This is a genomic window from Streptomyces sp. 796.1 (assembly GCF_047525675.1).
Classification (GTDB): Bacteria; Actinomycetota; Actinomycetes; order Streptomycetales; family Streptomycetaceae; genus Streptomyces.
Genome location: NZ_JBLIWA010000044.1, coordinates 48552 through 58869, shown reverse-complemented (window position 1 = coordinate 58869; position 10318 = coordinate 48552). Strand labels below are relative to the sequence as shown.

General features: G+C 72.4%; 7 protein-coding genes and 2 riboswitches. Of the genes, 1 reads left to right on the top strand and 6 read right to left on the bottom strand.

Features of this window, described 5'->3' with window-relative positions:
- Positions 1-51: 51 nt before the first annotated feature.
- From ACMA1D_RS26220 to ACMA1D_RS26200, 5 genes are all read right to left on the bottom strand, one after another.
- Complete coding sequence (locus tag ACMA1D_RS26220; RefSeq protein ID WP_414726507.1) at positions 52-810, bottom strand: enoyl-CoA hydratase; 759 nt, start codon at positions 808-810, stop codon at positions 52-54.
- Between the two features lie 101 nt (positions 811-911).
- Positions 912-1952, bottom strand: coding sequence for a 3-hydroxyisobutyrate dehydrogenase (gene mmsB / locus ACMA1D_RS26215; RefSeq protein ID WP_414726506.1), 1041 nt, complete (start codon positions 1950-1952; stop codon positions 912-914).
- A 14-nt stretch (positions 1953-1966) separates the two neighbouring features.
- Positions 1967-3040 carry an enoyl-CoA hydratase/isomerase family protein gene (locus tag ACMA1D_RS26210; protein ID WP_414726470.1) on the bottom strand — a complete coding sequence of 358 codons (1074 nt, stop codon included), beginning with the start codon at positions 3038-3040 and terminating at the stop codon, positions 1967-1969.
- Complete coding sequence (locus ACMA1D_RS26205) at positions 3037-4191, bottom strand: acyl-CoA dehydrogenase family protein (RefSeq protein ID WP_414726469.1); 1155 nt, start codon at positions 4189-4191, stop codon at positions 3037-3039. The genes ACMA1D_RS26210 and ACMA1D_RS26205 overlap by 4 nt, the downstream gene beginning before the upstream one ends.
- The gene (locus ACMA1D_RS26200) at positions 4188-5687 is read right to left on the bottom strand and encodes a CoA-acylating methylmalonate-semialdehyde dehydrogenase (protein WP_414726468.1); all 1500 of its coding nucleotides are present in this window, start codon (positions 5685-5687) and stop codon (positions 4188-4190) included. The genes ACMA1D_RS26205 and ACMA1D_RS26200 overlap by 4 nt, the downstream gene beginning before the upstream one ends.
- A 213-nt stretch (positions 5688-5900) precedes the next feature.
- Positions 5901-6093: riboswitch (cobalamin riboswitch) on the bottom strand.
- A 373-nt stretch (positions 6094-6466) separates the two neighbouring features.
- Positions 6467-6613, top strand: a riboswitch (cobalamin riboswitch).
- Positions 6614-6794: 181 nt separating this feature from the next.
- Here ACMA1D_RS26200 and metE point away from each other — a divergent pair.
- Positions 6795-9113: a 5-methyltetrahydropteroyltriglutamate--homocysteine S-methyltransferase gene (metE, locus tag ACMA1D_RS26195; RefSeq protein ID WP_414726467.1), complete on the top strand. Its 2319-nt coding sequence runs from the start codon at positions 6795-6797 to the stop codon at positions 9111-9113.
- A gap of 328 nt (positions 9114-9441) precedes the next feature.
- Here metE and ACMA1D_RS26190 read toward each other — a convergent pair whose 3' ends face one another.
- Positions 9442-10212 carry an AraC family transcriptional regulator gene (locus ACMA1D_RS26190; RefSeq protein WP_414726466.1) on the bottom strand — a complete coding sequence of 257 codons (771 nt, stop codon included), beginning with the start codon at positions 10210-10212 and terminating at the stop codon, positions 9442-9444.
- Positions 10213-10318: the final 106 nt, after the last annotated feature.

The following is a 10318-nucleotide window of genomic DNA, read 5'->3' as shown; positions in this document are numbered from 1 at the left end:
GTACGGGTGTGGCGTGCCCCGCCTCCGCCGAGGCGGGGCACGCCGCTCGCGTCAGCGGTGGCGGAAGCGGGCCGGCCGCCTGTCGACGAAGGCCGCCATGCCCTCCTTCTGATCCTCGGTCGCGAACACCGCGTGGAACAGCCGGCGTTCGAACCTGACGCCCTCCGCCAGCGTGGTTTCAAAGGCCCGCCCCACCGCCTCCTTGGCCATCATCGCCACCGGCGCCGACATCTGCGCCACCGTCTCCGCGACCGCCAGGGCCTCGGTCAGCAGCTCCGCCGCGGGCACCACCCGGGAGACCAGCCCGGACCGCTCGGCCTCCTCCGCGTCCATGGTGCGGCCGGTCAGGCACAACTCCATGGCCTTGGCCTTGCCGACGGCGCGGGTCAGCCGCTGGGAGCCGCCGATGCCGGGGATGACACCGAGCTTGATCTCGGGTTGGCCGAAGACGGCGGTGTCGGCGGCGAGCAGGATGTCGCAGAGCATGGCCAGTTCGCAGCCGCCCCCGAGGGCGTACCCGGAGACGGCGGCGACGGTCGGCGTGCGCAGCGATCCGAGCCGGTCCCAGGCGGCGAACCAGTCGCTGAGGTACATGTCCACCGGACCTTGCGGGCACATCTCCTTGATGTCGGCGCCCGCCGCGAACGCCTTCGCCGAGCCGGTGATGACCACACAGCCCACCTCAGGGTCGGCGTCCAACCGTGCGGTGGCCGCCACCACTTCCTGCATCACCTGGAGGTTGAGGGCGTTCAGCGCCTTCGGCCGGTCGAGCGTCAGCAGCGCCACCCGCCCGGTGCGCTCGACCCGGATGGTCTGGTACGCGACCTCGTCGACAGCCGTGGCGCCCGCAGCCGCGCCGCCTTGGGTTCCGCCCGGCCGGCCCGGGCCATTCTGGGGTGCGGTGTCGTCGGTCACGGTGCGGGCTCCTCTTCGTCTTCCTTCGGTGCGGCGGCCGGCTCGCGCCGCGGGGTGGTTTCGCCGGACGCCGACCCCGGCCCGCCGTCCGATGTGGCCGGGGTACTGTCCGCCGTGGCCGGAGCGCTCTCCGGTGTGGTGGGCGTGCCGGGCTGCTTCCGTAGGGTGTGCACGATGCCGGAGAAGTCCCGGTCGGCGCCCTCGCCCGCGGCGTAGGCGGCGAACAACTCGGCTGCCTTCAGGCCCAGTTGGCCTGGCACGCCGGTGGCCCGCAGGGCGTTGGCTGCCAGCCCGAGGTCCTTGGCCATCAGGGGTGCGGCGAAGCCTGGCCGGTAGTCGCGGCCCGCCGGGCTGGTGGGGACCGGGCCCGGCACGGGACAGTTGGTGGTCAGAGCCCAGCACTGGCCGGACGCGGTGGAGGCCACGTCGAACAGTGCCTGATGGGTGAGGCCGAGGCGCTCGCCGAGCACGAACGCCTCGCTGACGGCGATCATCGAGACACCCAGGATCATGTTGTTGCAGATCTTCGCGGCCTGCCCGGCGCCGGCGGCCCCGCAGTGCACGGTCTTCTTGCCCATGGCGGCGAACAGTGGCCCGGCGGCCGTGTACGCGTCGGCGTCGCCCCCGACCATGAAGGTCAGGGTGGCTGCCTCGGCTCCGGGGACGCCGCCGGAGACCGGTGCGTCCAGGGCCCGGTGGCCGGCGGCGGTCGCAGCCTCGTGTGCATGGCGTGCGTCGGCGACGTCGATGGTGGAGCAGTCGATGAACAGCGTTCCCGGCCGGGCCGCAGCCAGCGCCCCTTCCTCCCGGTAGAGGGCGAGCACCTGGCGGCCGGCCGGCAGCATGGTGATCACGACGTCTGCGCCGGCGACGGCGGCGGGCGCGGAGGTCGCCGCGCGAACGCCGGCCGCGGTCGCCGCGGCCAGGCTGGCTGCCGACAGGTCGAAGCCGGTCACCCGGTGTCCGGCCGCGACCAGGTTGGCGGCCATCGGGCCGCCCATATGGCCGAGCCCGATGAAGGCGATGTCCAGGCTCAGCTCGTCCAGGCCGCTCACCACGGCACCTCCTCGGTCTGCGGGTCGGCGGCGAGGCCGAGTTCCTGGTCGCCGAGCGGCGCGAAGTAGCGGGCCACGTCCGTCTCGGTCACCTCGGCGAGCGTTTCCGGACGCCAGTGCGGGGTGCGGTCCTTGTCGATGACCTGCGCCCGGATGCCTTCCACCAGGTCGTGCGAGGCCAGCGCCGCGCAAGAGACCCGGTACTCCTGGTCGAGCACCGCCTCCAGGGAGCCGAGGCCACGCGCCCGGCGCAGCGCCGCCAGGGTGACGGTCAGTGCGGTGGGCGACTTGGTGAGCAGCACCTCGGCGGTCTCTTTGGCCTCCGGGGCGCCGTGGGAGAGCAGCAGGTCGAGGATGTCGGGCACGGTCGGCGCGCCGTAGCAGGCGTCGATCCAGTGCCGCTGCGCGTCGAGCTCGCCGGGCGGGGCGTCCTGTACGTGCTGGGCGAGTACGTCGCGTACGGGGGCTTCGGCGAGTTGGTCGACGAGGGTGGGGAGGGCGGCGGCGGGTACGAAGTGGTCGGCGAGGCCACAGCGCAGTGCGTCGCCCGCGCCCAGTGCGGTGCCGGTGAGTGCCAGGTGGGTGCCGAGTTCGCCGGGGGCCAGGCCCAGCAGGTGGGTGCCGCCGACGTCGGGTACGAAGCCGATGCCGGTCTCCGGCATGGCCACCCGTGAACGTTCGGTCACCAGGCGAACGCTGCCGTGGGCGGCGATGCCGACGCCGCCGCCCATCACGATGCCGTCCAGGATCGCGACGTAGGGCTTGGGGTAGCGGGCGATGCGCGCGTTGAGGTGGTACTCGTCGCGCCAGAACGCCCGGGATGCCGCGCCGCCGGTGCGGGCGTCCGCGTGGATGGCCCGGATGTCGCCGCCGGCGCAGAGGCCGCGCTCGCCGGCTCCGGTGAGGACGACGGTCTCCACCGCGGGGTCGTCCTGCCAGTTCTGTAGGGCCAGGTCGATGGCGCGCACCATGGCGTGGGTGAGGGCGTTGAGCGCCTTGGGCCGGTTGAGGTGGATGTGGGCCGCCCGTCCATGGGTGCGCAGCAGGACGGCGGGCTCGGAGGCGGTCACCTGAGGGCTCCGGTCAGCTCTCGCGCCACGATCACGCGCATGATCTCGTTGGTTCCTTCCAGGATCTGGTGGACCCGGAGGTCCCGGACGATCTTTTCGATGCCGTACTCGCTGAGGTAGCCGTATCCGCCGTGGAGCTGGAGGGCCCGGTCGGCGACGGAGTATCCGGTGTCGGTGGCGAACTGCTTGGCCATGGCGCACAGTTGAGGAGCCGACGGGTCGGCCCGGTCGAGTGCGGCGGCTGCCTGGCGCACCAGGGCGCGGGCCGCGGCGAGTTCGGTGGCCATGTCCGCGAGGCGGAACTGGAGGGCCTGCGCTTCGATGAGCGGTTTGCCGAACGCCTGCCGGTCGGCGAGGTGGGTCAGGGCGCGGTGGAGTGCGTTCTGGGCGCCGCCGAGCGAGCAGGCGGCGATGCCGAGTCGGCCGCCGTTGAGGCCGTTCATGGCGATGCGGAAGCCCTCGCCCGGCGCGCCGATGAGCCGGTCGGCCGGCACTCGTACGCCGTCGAGTACGACCTGCCGGGTGGGTTGGGCGTTCCAGCCCATCTTCTGTTCGTTGGCGCCGAACGACAGCCCGGGGTCGTCCCGTTCGACCACGAAGGCGGAGACGCCGCCGGGCCCGGCGCCGCCGGTGCGGGCCATGACGAGGTAGAGGTGGCTGGCGCCGGCCCCGGAGATGAACTGTTTGACGCCGGTCAGCACGTAGTGGTCGCCGTCGCGGGTGGCCCGGGTGGTGAGCGCGGCTGCGTCCGAGCCGGCCGCGGGCTCGGTCAGGCAGTAGCTGCCCAGCGCCTGGGCGGTGCACAGGTCCGGCAGCCAGCGGGCGCGCTGGGTGTCGTCGCCGTACCGGTCGATCATCCAGCCGACCATGTTGTGGATCGACAGGTAGGCGGCGATGGAGGGGCAGCCGGTGGCCAGGGCCTCGAAGACCAGGACGCCGTCGGCGCGGCTGAGCGCCGAGCCGCCCCATTCCTCGCGTACGTACGCGCCGGCGAGGCCGACGGCGGCGGCCTTGCGGAGTACGTCGACGGGGAAGTGCTTGTCGCGGTCCCAGGCCAGGGCATGCGGGGTGAGGTGCTCCTCGGCGAAGTCCAATGTCACTTCTGCCAGGGCGAGTTGGTCCTTGGTGAGGGTGCCGTCCACGCCGCTCATCCCATCGTCGGGATCGTGAAGCTCGCGCCCTCCTTGGCCCCGGAGGGCCAGCGCGAGGTGACGGTCTTAGTGCGGGTGTAGAAGCGGACGGAGTCGGGCCCGTGCTGGCCGAGGTCGCCGAAGCCGGAGCGCTTCCAGCCGCCGAAGGTGTGGTAGGCGACGGGGACCGGGATCGGCACGTTGACGCCGACCATGCCGGTGTTCACGCGGCGGGTGAAGTCGCGTGCGGTGTCGCCGTCGCGGGTGAAGATCGCGACGCCGTTGCCGTACGGGTGCTCGCTGGGCAGCCGCAGCGCCTCGGCGTAGTCGGCGGCGCGCACCACGGTGAGGACGGGCCCGAAGATCTCCTCGCGGTAGATCCGCATGCGCGGGCTGACCCGGTCGAAGAGGGTGGCGCCGGCGAAGAACCCGTTCTCGTGGCCGGGAAGGGTGAAGTCACGCCCGTCGACGACGAGTTCGGCGCCTTCTCCGACGCCGATGTCCACATAGCGGCGGACCCGGTCGAGCGCGTCCCGGCTGACCAGCGGGCCGAAGTCGGCCTCGGGGTCGTCCGAGCGGCCGATGCGCAAGGTGGCGATGCGTTCCTTGAGGCGGGCCACGAGGGCGTCTGCGGTCTGTTCGCCCACCGGTACGGCGACCGCGATCGCCATGCAGCGTTCGCCTGCTGAACCGTATCCGGCGCCGATCAACGCGTCGACGGCCTGGTCGAGGTCGGCGTCGGGCATCACGATCATGTGGTTCTTGGCGCCGCCGAAGCACTGGGCGCGCTTGCCGTGGGCGGCTGCGGTGGCGTAGACGTGGGCGGCGATCGGGCTGGAGCCGACGAAGCCGAGCGCCTGTACCCGGGGGTCCTCAAGGAGGGTGGTCACCGCCTCCTCGCCGCCGTTGACGACGTTGAGAACGCCGGCCGGCAGTCCTGCCTCGTGGAAGAGTTCGGCGAGCCGCAGCGGTACGGACGGGTCGCGTTCGGACGGTTTGAGGATGAAGGCGTTACCGCAGGCGATGGCCGGGGCCGCCTTCCACAGCGGAATCATGGCGGGGAAGTTGAACGGGGTGATGCCGGCCACCACGCCGAGTGGCGAGCGCAGCGAGTGCACGTCGATGCCGCTGCCCGCGTTGTCGGTGAACTCGCCCTTGAGCAGGTGGGGGATGCCGGCGGCGAACTCGACTACGTCCAGGCCGCGTTGGAGGTCGCCGTGGGCGTCGGCGACTGTCTTGCCGTGTTCGGCGGAGAGGGTGCGGGCGAGCGAGTCGCGTTCCGCGTCGACGAGCTGGAGGAACTTGAGCAGGACGCGGGCGCGCCGCTGCGGGTTCCATTCGCCCCAGACGCGCTGTGCCTGTTCAGCGTCGGCGATGGCCGCTTCGGTCTCCGTGCGCCCGGCCAGTGGGACGCGGGACTGCACGGTGCCGGTGTTGGGGTCGTGGACGTCGGCAAACAGGCCGGAGGTGCCGGGTGTGCGCTTGCCGCCGATGAAGTGGGTGAGTTCGTGGACCATGGGAGGGTGCTCTCCTCAGGTGGGAACCGGGATGGCACGGCAGGCCGACCGACCGCCACCGGATGGGTGTGCGGCGTCGGATGCCGTGGGACGCGAAGGCCGAAGAGCCGTCACGGAACGTCAGGAAGTGGCGTGTCTACGCCGTGCGTTCCGCCGATTCGCCTGGGTCATGGGTAGCGACCGGTGCCATGCGTGTCTGCTCCATCCTCGTGGAAACACGGACCATCCCGCGGCCGGTATCCTGACTCCCGGATCAGCGCGCGCACCCCGCCTTCCCGACGGACGGTCCGTCAGTGGCGTTCCATCTGCTTGAGCACGCACTCCCCGGTCACAGTGGCGGGACCGCGCCGGAATCGCACCGGCTTCCCTGACACCGCGGGCCTTGGCCACGAACATATAGTTGGACGTCCAAGTAAGTCCACCCCCTACTCCCCCGGTTGCCGACCGGCTCACCCTGCCGGCCCACCCGGTGGCCCAGCCCCGCCCGGCCAACAGTTGGCGCGCCGCGCCAGGCCGTCGACCGTTCCTTGCCCGCCCCCGATGTACGGCTCTGACCTGCGCGGGCACCGAGTCCGACGGGTCTGCACGGGCCACCGGGGCACCCAGGCGGGAGGCGTCAGGCACCGCGGGGTGTGCCGGTCCGGCGCACCAGCCAGCGCCTCACCACAGGTGGCCCACCTCACCCACGCCGGCTGGATCACCCGTCCCACCGGCCGGCGTCTGCGGTTAGGCTGACCGGCGCAGCAGGTTCGCCCCGTCCGCCAGGCGGGAGGCGTCGCAAGAGGGAACCCGGTGGGAATCCGGGACTGCCCCGCAGCGGTGAGTGGGAACGACAGTCGTCATACGCACTGGGTCCAGGTGGCCCGGGAAGCGACGGCCAGTAGGTGTCTCGTACGTCAGGGACGCGCCCGCGAGTCCGAAGACCTGCCCGCTGCCCGCGCCCGGGCCACCGTGCGCGGTCGTTTCGGTGACCTCGCGGGAAGGTCGGCGTGCCCACCGGGTGAGCGGTTGTGCTGTCGTGGCGCAGGCGCGGCCATCCGGCTGTTCACTCCTTCGCCCGCCCGGTCTGCCGGGACCTCAGGGATTCATCTCGCGAAGGAGATCTCCGTGACAGCGAAGTCCGCAGCCGCGGCAGCACGGGCCACCGTGTACGGCTACCCCCGACAGGGGCAGGGCCGGGAGTTGAAGAAGGCGATCGAGGGTTACTGGAAGGGTCGGGTGGACGCCGACGCCCTCGCGGTCACCGGCGCCGGCCTGCGCGCCGACGCCTGGCGCCAACTCGCCGCAGCCGGCATCCACGAGGTGCCCACCGGCGACTTCTCGTACTACGACCACGTCCTGGACACCACCGTCATGCTCGGCGCGATCCCCGAGCGGCACCGGGCGGCCGTCGCGGCGCATCCGCTGGACGGCTACTTCGCCATGGCCCGCGGCACCCAGCAGGTGGCGCCGCTGGAGATGACGAAGTGGTTCGACACCAACTACCACTACCTCGTACCGGAGTTGGGGCCGGACACGGTCTTCTCCGCCGACTCGACCAAGCAGGTCGGCGAGTTGAAGGAAGCTCTTGCGCTCGGCCTGGCCGCCCGGCCGGTACTGGTGGGGCCCGTCACCTACCTGCTGCTGGCCAAGCCGGCGCCGGGGGTGGCGGCCGACTTCGAGCCGCTGACCCTGTTGGACCGGCTGCTGCCGGTGTACGCCGAGGTGATCGCCGACCTGCGGGCGGCCGGTGCCGAGTGGGTGCAGTTGGACGAGCCGGCCCTGGCGCAGGACCGGACGCCGGCCGAACTGAACGCGGCCGAGCGCGCCTACCGGGACCTCGGGGCCCTCACCGACCGGCCCAAGCTGCTCGTCGCCTCGTACTTCGACCGGCTCGGCGACGCCCTGCCCGTGCTGGCCAAGGCGCCCGTCGAGGGGCTGGCGTTGGACTTCACCGAGGCCGCCGCCGCCAACCTCGACGCGCTCGCCGCGGTCGGTGGGCTGCCCGGCAAGCGCCTGGTCGCCGGTGTCGTCAACGGCCGCAACATCTGGATCAACGACCTACAGAAGTCGCTGTCCACCCTCGGCACCCTGCTCGGGCTCGCCGACCGCGTCGACGTCGCCGCCTCCTGTTCGCTGCTGCACGTGCCACTGGACGCCGGCGCCGAACGCGACGTCGACCCGCAGATCCTGCGTTGGCTGGCGTTCGCGCGGCAGAAGACCGCCGAGGTCGTCACCCTCACCAAGGGGATCGCCCGGGGAACCGATGCCATCGCCGGCGAACTCGCCGCGAACCGGGCTGACTTGGCATCTCGCGTGAGCTCGCCGATCACCCGCGACCCGGCGGTACGGGCCCGTGCCGCGGCCGTGACGGACGCCGACGCGCGCCGCTCCCAGTCGTACGCCGAACGGACCGCAGCCCAGCGCGCCCACCTCGGGCTGCCGCTGCTGCCCACGACGACCATCGGTTCGTTCCCGCAGACCGCCGAACTGCGCACGGCCCGTGCTGACCTGCGGGCCGGGCGCATCGACCCGGGCGGGTACGAGGAGCGCATCAGGGCGGAGATCCAGCAGGTCATCTCCTTCCAGGAGCAGGCCGGCATCGACGTCCTGGTGCACGGCGAGGCCGAGCGCAACGACATGGTGCAGTACTTCGCCGAGCAACTCACCGGCTACCTCGCCACCCAGCACGGCTGGGTCCAGTCGTACGGCACCCGGTACGTGCGTCCACCGATCCTGGCCGGTGACATCTCGCGCCCCGAGCCGATGACGGTGCGCTGGACGACGTACGCACAGTCGCTGACCGGCCGCCCGGTCAAGGGCATGCTGACCGGCCCGGTGACGATGCTGGCCTGGTCCTTCGTCCGCGACGACCAGCCGCTGGGTGACACGGCCCGACAGGTGGCGCTGGCGTTGCGGGACGAGGTGGCCGACCTGGAGGCGGCCGGCACCGCGGTCATCCAGGTCGACGAGCCGGCGCTGCGCGAGACGCTGCCGCTGCGCGCCACCGACCACGCCGCCTACCTGGCGTGGGCGACCGAGGCGTTCCGCCTCACCACCTCCGGCGTGCGGCCCGGCACTCAGATCCACACCCACATGTGCTACGCGGAGTTCGGCGACATCGTGCAGGCCATCGACGACCTCGACGCTGACGTCATCTCGCTGGAGGCGGCCCGCTCGCACATGCAGGTGGCGCACGAGTTGGCCGCGCACGGCTATCCGCGGGAGGCGGGCCCCGGCGTGTACGACATCCACTCGCCACGGGTGCCGAGTGCCGATGAGGCCGCCGCGCTGCTGCGGACGGGCCTCGCGGCCATCCCCGCCGAGCGGCTGTGGGTCAACCCGGACTGCGGGCTGAAGACCCGGGGTTGGCCGGAGACCCGGGAATCGCTGGCGAACCTGGTCGCGGCGGCCCGTACGGTCCGCACTGAGCTCGCCGGTTCCTGAATCCTGAGCTCACCGCAGGTCAGCGGGGCGGGATCGTAGCCGCCGGGTCCGCGGCGGCGGTGATCGCCACCCGGGTGCGCCGAGCGCGCCCGGGTGTGCGGCCCCGGTGGGTGGCGGGCCGCCGGGGCCGTCGCGGAAGGCCGGGCGGCCGGGCCGGCGGCTCAGGCGTGTGGGCGTTCGGCTGCGCCGGTCGCGAGGGCGCGAAGGCAGGCGGCTGCGGGCCCGGGGCGCGGGAGGTTGGGGCTGGCGACGACGAGCCGTCGGGGTCGCGGAACCGCACCGGTTGACCGTCCGGGGACGCGGGGCCGGTGCCCCGTCAGGCGGCCGGTCAGGCGGGGCGGCGGTCCAGTGCGGTTTCCTTGGCGAAGGCGCCGGGCGTCCGGCCGAAGTGGCGGCGGAAGGCCAGGATGTAGCCGTTGGTGCTGACGAACCCCACCCGGGCGGCCACCACTCCCACCAGGTGACCCTGTTCCAGCAGGCCCAGTGAGTAATTGAGCCGCATTCTGGTGCGCCACTCCGAGAAGGCCATGCCGGTCTCGGCGCGGAAGGCCCGCCGCAGGCTGGTCGAGCTGGTGTAGAGAGCGGCGGCCCACTCGGTAGCGGTGCGCGCGTCGCTGGGGGCATGCGCCAACTCCCTGGCCACCGCCGCCGCGGCATGGCTGGTCGGCTGTGGCAACGGCAAGGCCGCCGGGTGCCCCGAGCGCAACGCCGCGAACACCTGCGGGTCGTTCTCCGGGACGTCGGCCGCGCGCATCCGGGCGAGCAGCAGCCGGCGCTGCGCGTCGGTGACGTTCAAGGTGGCGGCGTCGGAGTGCGGCAGCGCGAAGAGGTCGGCGTCGAAGGACTCGGCGAGGATCAGCGAGTCGCTGTCGAACCGGGCACTGTGCCACAGGCCCGCCGGTATCCACAGCGCGACCGAGGACGACAGTTCGTGCTCGCGCCCCTGGGCCGAGACCACGATCCGCCCCACCGGTACGTACAGGAACTGGTGGTAGTCGTGCACGTGGGGCGGGTGCCCGCCGGCGGCCACGAAGTCGTCGCCGGTCAGGGACACGACCCGGCTCGGGGCCTCGTCCTCACACACACGCCTCAGCGTCATCTCGGCCACAGCGTCCTCCCCTGGCCAGCCTGCGCACCTGACCCCTGATTGTGAACGGTTCGCCTCCGGCCTTGGACCGAGAGCATGCAGGTAAGGCTAGCCTAAC